This window comes from Microbacterium sp. NIBRBAC000506063 (assembly GCF_017968845.1).
Taxonomy (GTDB): domain Bacteria; phylum Actinomycetota; class Actinomycetes; order Actinomycetales; family Microbacteriaceae; genus Microbacterium.
On record NZ_CP072876.1, the window covers coordinates 1813646 to 1829182 of the forward strand.

A 15537-nucleotide genomic window follows, 5' to 3' on the forward strand; every position below is an offset into this window, starting at 1 on the left:
GAGCCGGGGCATCATCTTTCGCCGCATCCGGCGGAGAGCGGAAAAGAGAAGCGCCGCCCGGCATCCAGCCCGGCGGCGCTCTCCCTCGTCTCGGTGAAACGGCTACATGTCAGTCCTGCCCGAGGGTTCCCAGGTACAGGCCGATCACCTTCGGGTCGTTCAGCAGGTCGCGACCGGTTCCCTCGTAGGCGTCGCGGCCCTGGTCGAGGACGTAGCCGCGATCGCAGATCTGCAGGCAGCGACGGGCGTTCTGCTCGACCATGATCGTCGTCACACCCGCCTTGTTGATGTCGGAGACGCGGATGAACGCGTCGTCCTGACGGACGGGGGAGAGACCGGCGGAGGGCTCGTCCAGGAGAAGCACCGCGGGGTCCATCATCAGCGCCCGCGACATCGCCACCATCTGGCGCTCACCACCGGAGAGGGACCCCGCGCGCTGCTTCAGCCGCCCACCGAGCTCGGCGAAGATGCTGGAGACGAACTCGAGACGCTCGGTGAAGACCTTCGGCTTCTGGTAGAGCCCCATCTGCAGGTTCTCCTCGATGGTGAGCGAGGGGAACACGTTGTTCGTCTGCGGCACGAAGCCCACGCCCCGGGCGACGAGCTTGTCGGCCTTGAGGCCCACGATGCTCTCGCCCTCCAGGGTGATGTCTCCTCCGCGCACCTGGACCATGCCGAAGATCGCCTTCAGCAGGGTCGACTTCCCCGCGCCGTTCGGGCCGATGATACCGATCAGCTCGCCCTTGCGGGCGACGAGATTGGCGCTGTTGAGGATGTTCACGCCCGGGAGGTACCCGGCGACGAGATCCTTCGCTTCGACGACGACCTCGCCTTTCGGGGAGGGGCCCGTCACTGCGGTATCGGATGCGGGGGTGCTCACCGGTTCTCCTCCTCGGCTTCTTCGATCGATGCCTCGACCTCTTCCTTGATCTCTTCGAGGAGCTCGACCGCCTGCGTGTCGACCTCGCCGGCGACGCGGCCGGTGACGACGCCGAGGTCGACGTCCTGGTGGCTGCCGAGGTAGGCGTCGATGACCGCCTGATCCTGCATGACGGTCTCCGGCGGCCCTTCGGCCACGATGCGGCCCTCGGCCATCACCACCACCCAGTCGGCGATGTGACGCACCATGTGCATGTCGTGCTCGACGAACAGCACGGTCATGCCCTCGTGCTTCAGATCGAGGATGTGGTCCAGGAGCGATTGGGTGAGGGCGGGGTTGACGCCTGCCATCGGCTCGTCGAGCATGACCAGCGTCGGGTCGCTCATGAGAGCGCGCGCCATCTCCAGGAGCTTCCGCTGCCCGCCCGAGAGGCTGGCGGCGTAGTCCTCGGCCTTGGTGTCGAGCTTGAACCGCTCCAGCAACTCGCGCGCCTTCACCTCGATCTCGTCGTCCTGCTTGCGCCAGAGCCAGGGGACGACGCTCGCCCACAGGCGCTCGCCCCGCTGCGAGGGTGCGCCGAGCTTCATGTTCTCGACGACGGTGAGCAGCGACAGGGCCTTGGTCAGCTGGAAGGTGCGGACCTGGCCGCGGCGGGCCACCTTGAAGGAGGGCACGCCCGAGATCTGCATCCCGTCGAAGCTCCACGTGCCGGAGTTCGGCTTGTCGAAGCCGCAGAGCAGGTTGAACAGCGTGGTCTTGCCAGCGCCGTTGGGGCCGATCAGCGCGGTGATCGCGTGACGGGGATCTCCAGATGCTCGACGTCCACGGCGGTGAGGCCGCCGAAGCGACGTGTGACGTTGTCGGCCACGAGGATCGGGTCGACCTTGGCGCAGCCCGGGGCCGCGTCGCCTACATGGAGGCCTGTCGTCTTCGCCCGGGGCTGTGCCGGGCCTGCGTTACTTGACAAAGGTCAGCTCCTTCTTGTTGCCGAAGATTCCCTGTGGCCGGAAGATCACCAGGAGCATCAGCGCGACGCCGACGAGGATGAAGCGGATGGTGCCCGCCTGGATGCCGGTGATGGGCAGCCAGCCCGCGTTGGCCATCGCCGGGAGGACGAGGTCGAGGAAGGCCATGATCACCCAGAAGATCAGGGCTCCGACGGCCGGGCCGAAGACGGTGGCAGCACCGCCCAGCAGCAGGATCGTCCAGATGAAGAACGTCAGCGGGGGCGTGTACTGCGCGGGGACCACCGACGAGGGCAGGGCGAGCACGACACCGCCGAGGGCGCCCATCATGCCGCCGATGATGAGGGCCTGCATCTTGTAGGCGAACACGTTCTTGCCCAGTGAGCGCACGGCATCCTCGTCTTCACGGATGCCCTTGAGCACCCGGCCCCAGGGGCTGCGCATGATCGACCAGACGATGAAGATGGCCAGGGCGAGCATGAGGAGTCCGAAGACGCGCACCCACAGCTGGTTCTCGTTGTACGTCCATGGACCGAAGCCGTAGGTCCCTGGTGGGAAGGGATTCGCGTTGCGGAAGCTCTCGTGGTAGTTGTTCAGGCCGCGCGCCGCGCCTGTCCACTGGCCGAACAGGTTCGTCGTGAACAGCAGCCGCACGATCTCGGCGGCCGCGATCGTGACGATCGCGAGGTAGTCGGCGCGAAGACGCAGTGTCGGGATACCGAGGATGATGGCGAAGCCGGTCGCCGCGAGCATGCCGACGAGGATTCCCACCCACCAGGGGAGGCCGAAGCTGAGCACCGAGATCGCATAGCCGTAGGCGCCGAGGGCCATGAAGCCGGCCATGCCGAAGTTGAGCAGGCCCGCGAAGCCGAAGTGCACGGCGAGGCCTGTGGCCGCGAGGGCGTAGGCGATGGTGACCGGGCTGAGGATCCAGCCGGCGGTCGTGGAGAAGATCTGTCCGAAGTCCATGAGCGCGCCCTCCTATCCGATTCTCTCTTTTCGCCCGAGCAGACCTGTTGGTCTGACGAGCAGGATGGCGATGAGCACGACCAGCGCGCCGACGTACTTCAGATCCGAGGGCAGCCACAGCGTCGAGATCTCGACGAGGATGCCGACGATGATGGCACCCACCATCGCGCCGAAGGCGGTTCCGAGGCCTCCGAGCACGACGGCGGCGAAGATCAGCAGCAGGATCTGCATGCCCATGTCCCAGCGCAGGCCCGGCCGGAAGTAGGCCCACAGGACACCGGCGATGGCGGCGAGGGCGGTCGAGAGCATCCAGACGATGCGCACGACCCGGTCGACGTTGATGCCGCTGGCGGCGGCGAGCGGCGGGTTGTCGGAGATCGCGCGCGTGGCCTTGCCGGTGCGTGACTTCAGCAGCCAGACGGCCACCGCCACCAGCAGCACCGCGCTGACGCCCATCGAGATCATGTCGATCACCGAGAGGCGGATGGGGCCCCAGAGCTGCAGCTTCGTCTGGCCGGCGCCCGGGAGCTGATAGGTGTCACCTCCCATGAAGAACTGATAGGTGTAGCGGCCGGCGAAGGAGAGGCCGATGCTCACGATCATGAGCTGCACCAGGCCCAGGCCTCTTCGTCTCAATGGTTTCCAGAGCCCGGCGTCGATGAGCCAGCCGAGGACGGCGGCGAGAACGACGACGATCGGCAGCGCGATCCACATGGGAAGCGCGAAGCCCACGCCGAAGAGGAAGGCCATCACCGCACCGAAGGTGACCGCCTCCGCGTGGGCGAAGTTGGTCAGTCCCGTCGTCCCGAAGATCAGTGACACGCCGAGGGAGGCGAGACCGAGCAGCAGACCGAAGTTGAGGCCGTTGATGAGCCGTTCGACGAACTGGTCGACGAAGCTCGTCGTCACGCGTTCGCCGACGCCGAGGAAGAAGTTCACGTTCGCGGTGTTCGTCTGCCCGAACTCGCGTTCCATCGATGCGCCGTCCTCGACGATGATGCCCTCGGGGAGGGTGTCCTCGTCGAGGGTGATGGTGTGGGGCTCGCGCTCGGGACCCCGACGCTCCAGCGCCCCTCCTCGTTCGTGATCGCCTCGGCGAAGTATCCGCCGCCCTCGACCGTGATGCGGACGCCCTCCAGGGGCTCGCCCTCGTAGCGGACGATGCCGCGGAACTGGTAGGGGTGTTCCTCGCCGATCTCTTCGCCGCCGGTCTCCTCTTCGACCAGGTCCACCGGCGCCTCCTCTGCGAAGGCGGGTGGCGCCCCCGCCAGCAGGAAGAAGCTGCATAGCAGCGCGCCGAAGATGGCGACGAGCCATCGGGCTCTCGAGCGATTCGTGATCGCGGTCGTGGAATCCACAGATCCTCCAGTCCGGTGCACCAAGGACCCGACTCGGGTTCATCGGCCTTGATGAACGACGCTATGAGCGTAGTGTGTCCAACGCATTTCGACTACTTCACAGCGCGAAGAATTGTCGAATCGTGAGAAATCGAGACCAAAGGGTCACCGTTCGTTCCGGGAATAGATCGCTCTCCTGCTCGCTTAGAATTGACAACACACACTCGCTGCGCGGAGAAAGAGGCATGATGCAACAGCCCGATCCCTTCGGTTTCGTCGGTCTGACCTACGACGACGTGCTGCTCCTGCCGGGGCATACCGATGTGATCCCCAGCGAGGCTGATACGTCATCCCGCGTGACCCGCCGCATCACCGTGGCCACCCCGCTGCTGTCGAGCGCCATGGACACCGTGACCGAGGCGCGGATGGCGATCGCCATGGCGCGCGAGGGCGGCATCGGCATCCTGCACCGCAATCTCTCCGTCCAGGACCAGGCCGCCCAGGTCGACCGCGTCAAGCGCAGCGAGTCGGGGATGATCACCGACCCCATCACGACGACCCCCGAGGCGACCGTCGAAGAAGTCGACGCGATGTGTGCGAAGTACCGCATCTCCGGTCTGCCGGTCGTCGACGAGGAGGGCACGCTCGTAGGCATCGTGACCAACCGCGACATGCGGTTCGTCTCGGGCTTCGAGCGCAAGACCACGCTGGTCAAGGACGTCATGACGAGCGAGAGCCTCGTCACCGCGAAGGTGGGGTGAGCGCGGGCGAGGTCATCTCGCTCTTCGCGCAGCATCGCGTCGAGAAGCTTCCGCTGCTGAACGATGACGGCAAGCTCGCCGGCCTCATCACGATCAAGGACTTCGACAAGAGCGAGAAGTACCCGCTGGCGACCAAGGACGACCAGGGCCGGCTCCGCGTCGGCGCGGCGATCGGATTCTTCGGCGACGCCTGGGAGCGCGCCGAGGCGCTGCGCGACGTCGGCGTGGACGTGCTCGTCGTCGACACCGCCAACGGGCAGTCCCAGGGCGTGATCGATCTCGTCCGGCGCCTGAAGTCCGATGAGAGCTTCGCCCACATCGACGTCATCGGCGGCAACGTCGCCACCCGCGAGGGTGCGCAGGCTCTCGTCGACGCCGGCGTGGACGCCGTCAAGGTCGGGGTCGGGCCGGGCTCGATCTGCACGACCCGCGTCGTCGCCGGTGTGGGCGTGCCGCAGGTCACCGCGATCTACGAGGCCTCCCTCGCCACGAAGCCGGCCGGTGTCCCGCTCATCGCCGACGGCGGTCTGCAGTACTCCGGCGACATCGCCAAGGCGCTCGTGGCCGGAGCGGATTCGGTCATGCTGGGTTCGCTCCTGGCCGGAACCGATGAGTCGCCGGGAGAGATCGTCTTCCAGTCCGGCAAGCAGTTCAAGCAGTACCGCGGCATGGGCTCGCTCGGCGCGATGCAGACCCGCGGCAAGCAGACCTCGTACTCCAAGGACCGCTACTTCCAGGCCGACGTCCCCAGCGACGACAAGCTCATCCCCGAGGGCATCGAGGGCCAGGTGCCCTACCGGGGCCCGGTCGCCGCCGTCGCCTACCAGCTCGTCGGGGTCTGCGTCAGTCGATGTTCTACGTCGGCGCCCGCACGATCGAGGAGCTCAAGGAGCGCGGGAAGTTCGTGCGCATCACCTCGGCGGGTCTCAAGGAGTCGCACCCCCACGACGTGCAGATCGTCGTCGAGGCTCCCAACTACAAGCGCTGAGCCGGCCTCGGGTCGCGAGGCCGCATCCTCGCCGACGCGGCTCGAGACCAGGTTCGTCGGCGCCCGACGTCAGGCCAGGCGGAAAGCCGGTGCGGCCAGGGCGGCGGGATCGAGCGCGAGCTCGGCGAGCGTCTCGCCGACTCCGGGCACGAACTTGAATCCCTGGCCGGAGAATCCGGCGCCGACGACGATGCGCCCGCGCCGGTCGAGCACGAAGGCCTCCGTCGGCGTCGACGTGTAGGTGCAGGTGAGCGGCACGGCGCTGTCGGGGTCGAGGCCGGGGAACCACGCGCGCACATAGTCAGCGAGCACGTTCTGCAGCACCGGGCGGTGCGGCCTGGCATCCGGGTCCACCTCGTCGCCGACGCCGTGGAAGCCGACCTTCACACCCTCGCCCGGGTGGGCATCCCGTACACGTTCGAAGGCCACGCCCCCGGCGCCACGAAGTGGTTGAACGACGGCCACTCCAGGCTCCGATCGGCCGGCGCGAAGTGGGCAGGGCTCTCCTCGGTCACGCGCAACGGAGGCAGGCGGATGCCGTCCAGCAGCTTCGCAGTCCATGCTCCCGCCGTCACGACCGCCGTGTCGGCCCGGATGTCTCCGCCATCGGCCAGGTGCACGGTGACGCCGTCGGCGTCCTCCTCGATGCACCGTACCGGGGTCTCCCAGCGCACCTGCCCGCCGCCGTCGGCGATGCGCCGCTCGAACTCGCGGAGCGCTGCGGCGGCGCGCACGACACCGGCATCCGGAGAATGCAGAACCGTGTCTTCGAAGCGCATCCCGGGCCAGCGCCTCGTCGCCTCACCGGAGTCCAGCAGCTCGGCGGGGATGCCGCGCTCCCGCAGCACCCTCTCGACCTCGATGAGACCGACGCCCGCCGCGCTGCCGAGCGCGGTGCCGGACCCGTGCGAGACGAGGCCGTGCAGGCGCAGGATCGGCTCGCCGCCGACGGAGCCGAGCGCGTCCCAGCCTTCGCGCGCCCGGGCGAGCAGGTCGAGGTAATGCGCTTCGGCGTAGGCATTGTTGAAGTTGCGGGTCTCGCCGTGCGAGGCGCCGCGCGTGTGCCCGCGGGCGAAGCGCTCGAGCACGATCGGCTGCTCACCTCGCCGGGTCAGCGCCCAGCCCGTCGCCAGCCCCATCGCGCCGCCGCCCACGACGACGATCCTCGTGTCACCCATCCCTCCATTCTGCGGCCTGGGCACGGTGTTCTCTCCACAACGCCGGGCAGCGTCCATCGCGTCGGGTAGCGACGTCGGGGAGGGACGTTCCCGACGGCGCCCAACGCTCCGGGCGAAGGAGCTCAGCGCCCGGGCGGAGGGATGCGGAAAGCCGCCAGTCGCGCCCCGAGCCGCTCGTGCGTGGTGATGTGCTCGTGCCCCAGCGCGCGAACGGGCGCTGGGTGACTCCGCGGATCCAGTCCTCGCGCTGTTTCTCGGCCAGCAGCGTCTGTTCGAGGGAGCGGTCGCCGCGCAGCTCCGGGTCGACGTACTTGCCCTCGCCGTCGAACTCCCCGAGCGCCGCCACGTCGTCGAGTCCGAAGTCGACCCAGTACGGCCGACGGCCGGGGCGGGGAACAGGAACCTGAAGCGTGATCCGCTGGAAACCGAGGCGGCGCAGCTGGAGCCTGCTCACGCTCTCTCCGGGCAGTTGAGCGCGCCCATCGCTGAAGGCGATGACGCGGCGTGCGCGCCGGATCCCGGGAACATGCGAGTCCATCGCGAGAGCGCCGAGCTCCTCGCGCCAGGCCGCGGCCAGCCCCTCGTCCTGCACCTGCCCGGTCACCGCGATCGACCGCAGGGCGGCATCCGCGCAGGAGAGCGCGGCCTCGATGGGCAGCTGACAGCTCAGATCGAGAACGGTGCGGGCCAGCGGCGTGCATCGGATGCCGTGACGCTCGGTGATGTCGTCCGCCGCCACGGCATGCCGCATGACATCGGGGACGCTCCTGCTGCGCGCCGTCGAGATCACATGTACGCGGCGAGGGCGCAGCCGGTACAGCGGCAGATCCCACAGGACCGCGGCCGAGACGCCCGCTGCGATGATGCCGTTCGGCGCGTCGCGGTCAACGGCGAGGATGTGAACGAGGTGGCGCCCTTCGGGCCAGAGCTCCTGCCACACAGGCGTGGGGACGTACCACCCGCGGCGCACCCGGTGCAGTTCGCCACCGGCGACCTGGGCCCGGATCCGGCGTTCGCTGAGACCGGCGTCGAGGAGATCTTCGCGTGAGCGCAGCATCCGGCGCGCTTCGTCGGGGGTGATCGCGGACGGCATGCCGACATCTTCCCGGGAGCGGCAGTCGGCGCGGGACGGTCGCGGGCCGATGTGGATGGATTCGCCGGACGGCGTCGCTGTGGAAAGCGGATGCGGCGTCGTCGCATTCGAGGGTGTGTCCGCCGGCCGGAGCGTCGGGGAACGTCCATCGCGTTCGGTAGCTGCGTCGGCAGCCGACGCTCTCGACGGCAACCAACGCTCTCGGCGGTGGCCGGGAGTCGCGAGAGCGGCCGCACCCCCGAGCTCGGATGCGCATGAGGCGGTGTCGCGGCGTGCGGGTAGTGTGGAGGGGTGACCATGGAGATCGAGCTCGGCAGAGGAAAGCGCGCGCGCCGCGCCTACACCTTCGATGACATCGCAGTGGTGCCCTCGCGCCGCACGCGCAACCCCGAGGACGTGTCCACCGCGTGGACGATCGACGCGTTCTCCTTCGAGATCCCGGTCCTCGGCGCGCCGATGGACTCGGTCGTGAGCCCGCAGACGGCGATCATGCTCGGCCAGCTCGGCGGGCTCGGCGTCCTCGACCTCGAGGGGCTGTGGACCCGGTACGACGACCCCGAGCCCCTGCTGGCCGAGATCGCCCGGCTGTCGGATGCCGAGGCCACCGTCCGCATGCAGCAGCTGTACTCGGAGCCCATCAAGCCCGAGCTCATCAAGGCGCGTCTCGCCGAGATCCGTGAGGCCGGCGTCACGGTCGCCGGCTCCCTCACCCCGCAGCGCACGCAGGAGCTCTACGAGACCGTCGTCGCCGCCGGCGTCGACCTCTTCGTGATCCGCGGCACGACCGTCTCGGCCGAGCACGTCTCCAGCTCCGCCGAGCCGTTGAACCTGAAGAAGTTCATCTACGACCTCGACGTCCCCGTGATCGTCGGCGGCGCCGCGACCTACACCGCGGCCCTCCACCTCATGCGCACGGGCGCCGCCGGCGTGCTCGTCGGCTTCGGCGGAGGAGCGGCGTCCACGACGCGTGCGACCCTCGGGCTCCATGCCCCCATGGCCACGGCGGTGTCGGATGTCGCCGCAGCCCGCCGCGACTACCTCGACGAGTCGGGCGGCCGCTATGTGCACGTCATCGCCGACGGCGGCGTGGGCACCTCCGGTGACATCGTCAAGGCGATCGCGATGGGCGCGGATGCCGTCATGCTGGGCGTTGCGCTCGCCCGCGCCACCGACGCACCGGGCCGCGGCTTCCACTGGGGCCCGAGGCGCACCACCCCAAGCTTCCGCGCGGTCGCCGCGTCGAGGTCGGCGGCGTCGCCCGCCTCGAGGAGGTGCTCTACGGTCCGGCGCCCGTCGCCGACGGCACCGCCAACCTCATCGGCTCGCTGAAGAAGTCGATGGCCACGACCGGGTACTCCGACCTCAAGGAGTTCCAGCGCGTCGAGGTCGTCCTCGCCCCCTACGAGCAGTCCTGATCGGCGCCGCATCCACCGTGTCGATTCCCCCTGTCGCCGAGCCGACCCGACCGGTTGCTGAGCCTGTCGAAGCATTCCCGCCCACCCTGCGCGAGGTGATGCTGCGCCCCTGGTGGATCGGCATGCTCGGGCTCGCTCTCGTCGTGGCCGCGGTGTTCGCGTGGCTGGGGCAGTGGCAGCTCGGCAACGCGATCGACACCGACCCGCCGCCTCCGGGGATGACCGAGGAGATCCGTCCGCTCGCCGATGTGGTCGAGACCGGCGTCTACCTGCCCGAGCCCTATGTCGGCCAGCGGGTGGTGACGACCGGTGAATGGGTGCCCGGCGACTTCCTCGTCGTGTCCTCCCGATTCAACGAGGGCGGGAGGGGTATTGGGTGACGGGCCAGCTCCGGGTCGCCGAGCGCACCTCCATCGCCGTGGCGGTGGGGTGGACGCCCGAGCGTGCGACGGCGGATGCCGTGGCATCCGATCTCAACGCGCGCGCGCCCTTCTCCGCCGAGGTCACCGGCCGGCTGATCTCCGATGAAGGCGTCCAGCTCCCGCCCCGCGACGACGTGCAGCAGATGTCGCGGATGTCGCCCGCGATGCTCCTCAGCCGTTGGCACGACATCGAGCAGCTCGACGTCTATCGCCCCTACCTGGCCTCCGCGGAGGCCCCGCCGGGCTCGTCGACATCTCCTCGCCGCCGCCGACGGAGGGCTCGACGGTCAACTGGCTCAACATCTTCTACGCCGTGGAATGGGCCATCTTCGCCGGCTTCGCCTTCTACATGTGGTACCGGCTGGCCCGCGACTCCTGGGAGCGCGAGGTCGAGGACTTCGAAGAGGCCCGCGCGGCGGCCTGAGCGCGGCGGGACGGGGCGACCGGCGCGGTTAGACTGGACGCATGCCCGAACCCAAAGTCGCCAGCTTCCCGGCGATCCGCGGGGCGCTGAAGTTCTACCAGATCGCCTCGATCATCACCGGCGTCATGCTGATCCTGCTCGTGCTGGAAATGGTCCTGAAGTACACGCCCATCCACGTCGAGCTCTTCGCGGGAGGAACCGGCGGGCTCCTCTGGTTCGCACCGGTCTTCGCCGGACCCGGCTGCGAGTGGTACTCGCTGTTCGTGCCGGGCGGCCTCGGATGCGAGATGGAGTCCGGTGGCGACGGTGTGAACATCTCGCTGCTGATCCTCATCTCGCACGGCTGGTTCTACGTCGTGTACCTGTTCGCATGCTTCCGCATCTGGAGCCTCATGCGCTGGCGGTTCCCCCGCTTCCTGCTGCTGGCCCTCGGCGGCATCGTGCCCCTGCTGTCGTTCTTCATGGAGGCGCGCGTGGCCCGCGAGGTCAAGGAGTATCTGGCGGAGCGCGAGGCATCGGACCCTTCGACAGGCTCAGGGACCGCAACAGGTTCAGGGGCCGGAGCAGCAGGCTCAGGGACCGAAGAGACAACGGAAGCGGAGGTCACCGCATGAGCGCCGACACCGTCCAGCGACCGGTCCTCGTCGTCGACTTCGGTGCGCAGTACGCGCAGCTGATCGCCCGACGCGTGCGCGAGGCCGGTGTCTACAGCGAGCTCGTGCCTCACTCGATCACCGCGGAGGAGATCCAGGCGAAGAAGCCGGTCGCCCTCATCCTCTCCGGCGGACCCTCGTCGGTCTACGAGGAGGGCGCACCGCGCCTGGACACGGGGATCTTCGACCTCGGCATCCCGACCCTCGGCATCTGCTACGGCTTCCAGGTCATGGCCCAGGCGCTCGGCGGCGAGGTCGCCAACACCGGGCTGCGCGAGTACGGGGCGACGGATGCCACCCTCACCGATGACGGCGGAGTGCTGCTCGGCGGCCAGCCGCCGCTGCAGAACGTCTGGATGAGCCACGGCGACCAAGTCGCCCAGGCTCCCGCCGGCTTCGAGGTGCTCGCCCGCACGGCGGTCACGCCCGTGGCGGCCTTCGGCAACGACGAGCGCTGCTTCTACGGGGTGCAGTGGCATCCGGAGGTCAAGCACTCCGATCACGGCCAGGAGGTGATCGAGAACTTCCTGCACAAGGCGGTGGGCCTCGCCTCCGACTGGAACAGCGGCAACGTCATCGAGGAGCAGGTCGCCCGCATCCGGGAGCAGGTGGGTTCCGCACGCGTGATCTCGGCGCTCTCGGGCGGTGTGGACTCGGCGGTCTCGACGGCCCTCGTGCACCGGGCGATCGGCGATCAGCTCACCGCGGTCTTCGTCGACCACGGGCTCCTGCGCAAGGGGGAGCGCGAGCAGGTCGAGAACGACTACGTGGCCTCCACGGGTGTGCGGCTCATCACGGTGGAGGCGGAGGACACCTTCCTCGGGCATCTCGCGGGCATCACCGACCCCGAGGAGAAGCGCAAGATCATCGGCCGCGAGTTCATCCGCGCCTTCGAGGCGATCCAGCGCGACCTCGTGGCGGAGGCCGCGGCCGACGGCGAGCCCGTGCGCTTCCTCGTACAGGGCACCCTCTACCCCGACGTCGTCGAATCCGGCGGCGGTGCGGGCACCGCGAACATCAAGTCGCACCACAACGTCGGCGGCCTCCCCGAAGACCTCGACTTCGAGCTCATCGAGCCGCTGCGCACCCTCTTCAAGGACGAGGTCCGCGCGATCGGCCGCGAGCTCGGCATCCCCGAGGCGATCGTCGGGCGTCAGCCCTTCCCTGGGCCGGGACTGGGCATCCGGATCATCGGTGAGGTCACCCGCGAGCGGCTCGACCTCCTCCGTGAGGCCGACGCGATCGCGCGGGAAGAGCTCTCCAAGGCGGGCCTGGACGGCGAGATCTGGCAGTGCCCGGTCGTGCTCCTCGCCGACGTGCGCTCGGTGGGCGTGCAGGGCGATGGCCGCACGTACGGGCATCCGATCGTGCTCCGACCCGTCTCCAGCGAAGACGCCATGACCGCCGACTGGACGCGTCTGCCCTACGACGTTCTCGCGAAGATCTCCAACCGCATCACCAACGAGGTGCGGGATGTGAACCGGGTCGTGCTCGACGTCACGTCGAAGCCCCGGGGACCATCGAGTGGGAGTGAGTCGCTCGCCGGAGCGGTGACGAGGGCCCGAGCAAGGATCGTTTCCGCGGAATCGTCCTCGCCCGGGCCCTCGTCAGCGTTCGGCGCGGGGCTCAGGGCTGCTTCTGTCCCGTGATCGCCCGTATCGCCCACATGATCACAGTGAGTGCGACCAGGCCGACGGCGACCCAGATCAGGAACTGCACGGCCTCGACGAGACCGCCCACGATGAAGAGCACGATGGCCGCGATGATGAGCACTATCAGGAAGATATTCATGTCGTGATCCTCGCGGTGGTCGCCGGCAGCGACAAGACCCTTGCGCTCGGCTGTGAAGTGTGCAAAAGGCCCGCCCCGAGAGGGCGGGCCTTTCCTGAGTTGCGGAGCGGGAGGGCTCAGTCGGCGCGGCTCTTGCTGCCCCGGCCGACGATGAGGCCGTAGATCAGCAGCACGAGGATCGCCCCGCCGATCGCGAGCGCCCAGGTGCCGAGGTCCCAGAATTCGGTGAGCGGGCGATCCAGGAGGAGGCTGCCGAGCCAGCCGCCCAGCATCGCGCCCAGGACACCGAGGACGAGGGTGGCGATCCAGCCGCCGCCCTGCTTGCCGGGCAGGATCGCTTTGGCGATGGCTCCCGCGATCAGGCCGAGGAGGAGGAATCCGAGGAAGGACATGGTGTGCTCCTTTGCGTCGTGGTTGACGTGAGGAATCCTCCTCCTCGGATGCCGTGCTGTCGAGACCCTTGCGGTGCGTCGCCGGATGTGCGAAAGGCCCGCCCCGAGGGACGGGCCTTTCGTGCAGAGTGCCCAGAGGTTTCGACTCGTTCGCGCTTCGCGCGAACTCGCTCAACCTAGACACGATCTCGCATCAACGCCGCTTTGCGGCATTGATCCGAGCCGTGTCTAATTGCTGCCGCGGATGATCGCGATGAGGCGCAGGATCTCGACGTACAGCCAGACGACCGTGACCATGATGCCGAAGGCGCCCATCCAGCCGAACTTGCGGGGTGCGCCGTTGCGCACGCCCTGCTGGATCCGGTCGAAGTCCATCACGAGCGAGTACGCGGCGAGGAACACGACGAAGATGCCGAGGATCACGCCCAGCGGGATGCCCATGATCGTCTCGCTGCGCAGACCGAAGGCGTTGTCGTTGACGCCCGTCCACATCAGCACGAGGTTCAGGAGCGAGAAGACCAGGTAGCCGATCATGGCGATCATCCAGATCTTCGTCGCCTTCTTCGAGGCGCGGACCTTGCCGCTGGCGAAGAGGGCGAGGGTGACACCCACGACGGCGAGCGTCGCCAGCGTCGCCTGCATGACGATCCCCGGGTACATGACCTCGAAGAACGCCGAGATCGCGCCGATGAAGAGGCCTTCGAAGGCCGCGTAGGCCCAGATGAGGGCCGGGCGCACCTTCTTGCGCGAGGTGAAGATGATGACCATGGCGAGCACGAAGCCGCCGAGCGCGCCGACCAGCCAGGGCACCATGGTCAGCTGGCCCGTGGTGTAGAGCGTGTTCGCGGTCCACATCCAGCCGACGACGGCGGTCGCGACGAGGACGCCGAACAGGGCGACCGTCTTCCAGATGGTGTCTTCGACCGTCATGCGGTCGGTCTCGATGGCGCCGGCCGGCGGGGCGGCGTACATGCCCTCGAGCTGCGCGTTGGCGGCGGCGTTCACGCCCAGGTGCGCGGTGGCCGCGGTGTTCGCGCCGGCCTGCGGGTTGCCGGGGTACGTTGCGACAGCACGAGGATCCTGCTGCTGGAACGCGGGATTGTTGAAAGCGGGATTGCTCATGGTGCTGGCCTCACTCCAAGGGGATCTAAAGGTCGCTTGTCTCTACGATAGCGGTCGCGGCTATGCACAGGGTGTGATCTACGCTGAGAACGTGCCCAGGAAGTCTCCGCTCGTGATCGGGCATCGGGGCGCGCCCGGGTATCGCCCCGAGCACACCCGTTCCTCCTACGAACTGGCCATGGCGATGGGCGTCGATGCTGTGGAGCCCGACGTCGTGGCGACCTCCGACGGCGTCCTGGTGGTGCGGCACGAGAACGAGATCTCCGGCACGACGGATGTCGCGGAGCGGCCCGAGTTCGAGGACCGCCAGACGACGAAGTCGGTCGACGGGCATCGGATCACCGGCTGGTTCACCGAGGACTTCACCTGGGCGGAGCTGGAGACCCTGCGCTGCCGTGAGCGCCTCCCCGAGGTGCGTGGCACGAGTGCAAGCTTCGACGGGCAGCAGCGGATGCTGCGTCTGACCGAGGTCCTCGATCTGGTGAGGGCGGGATCGCTGGAGCACGGCCGGGAGATCGGCGTCGTCCTGGAGGTCAAGCACGCGACCCACTTCGCCGGGATCGGACTCGATCTCGCGCCGCTCATCGAGCGCGACCTGCGCGCAAGCGGCTGGGCCGACGGAGCGCTGCCGCTGGTGATCGAGAGTTTCGAGTCGACCGTGCTCGGGCAACTGCGCGAACGGCGGATCGCCGCCTCGTACATCTATCTGATCGAGGCGACCGGGCGTCCTCACGATCTGTTCTCCGTGCACGGCCGCGCCGCGCGCACCTACCGGTCGACGGTCTCTCCCGAAGGGCTCGACGAGCTCATCGGCCGCGTCGACGGGGTGAGCGTCAACAAGCGGATGCTGCTCTCCCGCGGAAGCAGGATCGTCCCCGATGCGCACGCGAGAGGCCTGCGCGTCTTCACCTGGACGTGCCGCCCGGAGAACGCCTTCCTGGCATCCGACTACCGCAGTGCGGGCGGCCCCGCCGAGTTCGGCCACTACGAGGAGGAGTGGGCGGTGATCGCCGACTCCGGCGTCGACGGCGTGTTCGTCGACCATCCCGATCTGGGAGTGGAGTTCTTCCGCCGGTAGGCGTCTCCGAATCGACACCGGCCGTTCACCGAACGGTCGGATGCCGTGCGCCGCGAGTCAACGCGGACT

The 15537-nt window shown here is 68.5% G+C and carries 15 protein-coding genes and 4 pseudogenes; 7 read left to right on the plus strand and 12 right to left on the minus strand.

The features are described 5' to 3' along the window. Positions 1–109: 109 nt before the first annotated feature. From KAE78_RS10400 to KAE78_RS18720, 5 genes and pseudogenes are all read right to left on the minus strand, one after another. On the minus strand, positions 110–880 hold the full coding sequence (locus tag KAE78_RS10400; RefSeq protein ID WP_223170797.1) for an ABC transporter ATP-binding protein: 771 nt from the start codon (positions 878–880) through the stop codon (positions 110–112). Beyond that, positions 877–1847: pseudogene (locus KAE78_RS10405) on the minus strand (ABC transporter ATP-binding protein). The gene KAE78_RS10400 and the pseudogene KAE78_RS10405 overlap by 4 nt, the downstream one beginning before the upstream one ends. Further along, positions 1837–2814, minus strand: coding sequence for a branched-chain amino acid ABC transporter permease (locus KAE78_RS10410; protein WP_223170798.1), 978 nt, complete (start codon positions 2812–2814; stop codon positions 1837–1839). The pseudogene KAE78_RS10405 and the gene KAE78_RS10410 overlap by 11 nt, the downstream one beginning before the upstream one ends. 12 nt (positions 2815–2826) lie before the next feature. After that, positions 2827–3789, minus strand: a complete 963-nt coding sequence (locus KAE78_RS10415) for a branched-chain amino acid ABC transporter permease (protein ID WP_317451753.1) — start codon at positions 3787–3789, stop codon at positions 2827–2829. Next, on the minus strand, positions 3750–4172 hold the full coding sequence (locus KAE78_RS18720) for a hypothetical protein (protein WP_317451754.1): 423 nt from the start codon (positions 4170–4172) through the stop codon (positions 3750–3752). Before KAE78_RS18720 ends, KAE78_RS10415 begins: the two co-directional genes overlap by 40 nt. A 227-nt stretch (positions 4173–4399) precedes the next feature. On the opposite strand from KAE78_RS18720, the pseudogene guaB reads away from it, so the two are divergent. Beyond that, positions 4400–5900: pseudogene (guaB, locus tag KAE78_RS10420) on the plus strand (IMP dehydrogenase). Between the two features lie 69 nt (positions 5901–5969). On the opposite strand, the gene KAE78_RS18725 reads toward guaB, so the two are convergent. From KAE78_RS18725 to KAE78_RS10430, 3 genes are read right to left on the minus strand one after another with little or no spacing between them, the layout of a single operon-like run. Beyond that, positions 5970–6365 (minus strand): FAD-dependent oxidoreductase, encoded by a 396-nt coding sequence (locus KAE78_RS18725; protein ID WP_317451755.1) that lies wholly within the window; start codon positions 6363–6365, stop codon positions 5970–5972. Continuing rightward, entirely contained in the window at positions 6284–7078 is a 795-nt protein-coding gene (locus KAE78_RS10425; protein ID WP_317451756.1) for an FAD-dependent oxidoreductase, read from the minus strand. The genes KAE78_RS18725 and KAE78_RS10425 overlap by 82 nt, the downstream gene beginning before the upstream one ends. Then, entirely contained in the window at positions 7071–8171 is a 1101-nt protein-coding gene (locus KAE78_RS10430; protein WP_223170799.1) for a hypothetical protein, read from the minus strand. Before KAE78_RS10430 ends, KAE78_RS10425 begins: the two co-directional genes overlap by 8 nt. 297 nt (positions 8172–8468) lie before the next feature. Between KAE78_RS10430 and KAE78_RS10435 the strand changes: the two are divergent. Both KAE78_RS10435 and KAE78_RS18730 read left to right on the plus strand, forming a co-directional pair. Next, positions 8469–9586 (plus strand): annotated as a pseudogene (locus tag KAE78_RS10435) (GuaB3 family IMP dehydrogenase-related protein). 17 nt (positions 9587–9603) lie between these two features. Next, the gene (locus KAE78_RS18730; protein WP_317451757.1) at positions 9604–9966 is read left to right on the plus strand and encodes a hypothetical protein; all 363 of its coding nucleotides are present in this window, start codon (positions 9604–9606) and stop codon (positions 9964–9966) included. On the opposite strand, the gene KAE78_RS18735 is transcribed toward KAE78_RS18730, so the two are convergent. Further along, positions 9938–10198: a hypothetical protein gene (locus KAE78_RS18735; protein WP_317451758.1), complete on the minus strand. Its 261-nt coding sequence runs from the start codon at positions 10196–10198 to the stop codon at positions 9938–9940. The genes KAE78_RS18730 and KAE78_RS18735 overlap by 29 nt on opposite strands. Between KAE78_RS18735 and KAE78_RS18740 the strand changes: the two genes are divergently transcribed. The 3 genes and pseudogenes from KAE78_RS18740 (at position 10187) to guaA (ending at position 12619) form a co-directional block, all read left to right on the plus strand. After that, on the plus strand, positions 10187–10432 hold the full coding sequence (locus KAE78_RS18740; RefSeq protein WP_317451759.1) for a hypothetical protein: 246 nt from the start codon (positions 10187–10189) through the stop codon (positions 10430–10432). The two genes, KAE78_RS18735 and KAE78_RS18740, sit on opposite strands and share 12 nt — an antisense overlap. Positions 10433–10473: 41 nt before the next feature. After that, a complete protein-coding gene (locus KAE78_RS10445; RefSeq protein ID WP_223170800.1) occupies positions 10474–11046 on the plus strand; it encodes a DUF3817 domain-containing protein in 573 nt (190 codons plus the stop codon). After that, positions 11043–12619, plus strand: a pseudogene (gene guaA / locus KAE78_RS10450) (glutamine-hydrolyzing GMP synthase). The gene KAE78_RS10445 and the pseudogene guaA overlap by 4 nt, the downstream one beginning before the upstream one ends. Positions 12620–12711: 92 nt before the next feature. Here guaA and KAE78_RS10455 read toward each other — a convergent pair. From KAE78_RS10455 to KAE78_RS10465, 3 genes are all read right to left on the minus strand, one after another. Continuing rightward, a complete protein-coding gene (locus KAE78_RS10455; RefSeq protein WP_223170801.1) occupies positions 12712–12876 on the minus strand; it encodes a hypothetical protein in 165 nt (54 codons plus the stop codon). 116 nt (positions 12877–12992) lie between these two features. Further along, the gene (locus KAE78_RS10460; RefSeq protein WP_223170802.1) at positions 12993–13268 is read right to left on the minus strand and encodes a GlsB/YeaQ/YmgE family stress response membrane protein; all 276 of its coding nucleotides are present in this window, start codon (positions 13266–13268) and stop codon (positions 12993–12995) included. 228 nt (positions 13269–13496) lie between these two features. Further along, complete coding sequence (locus KAE78_RS10465) at positions 13497–14390, minus strand: Bax inhibitor-1/YccA family protein (RefSeq protein ID WP_223170803.1); 894 nt, start codon at positions 14388–14390, stop codon at positions 13497–13499. Between the two features lie 91 nt (positions 14391–14481). On the opposite strand from KAE78_RS10465, the gene KAE78_RS10470 reads away from it, so the two are divergent. Continuing rightward, positions 14482–15468: a glycerophosphodiester phosphodiesterase family protein gene (locus KAE78_RS10470; protein ID WP_223170804.1), complete on the plus strand. Its 987-nt coding sequence runs from the start codon at positions 14482–14484 to the stop codon at positions 15466–15468. The last annotated feature ends 69 nt before the right edge of the window (positions 15469–15537 follow it).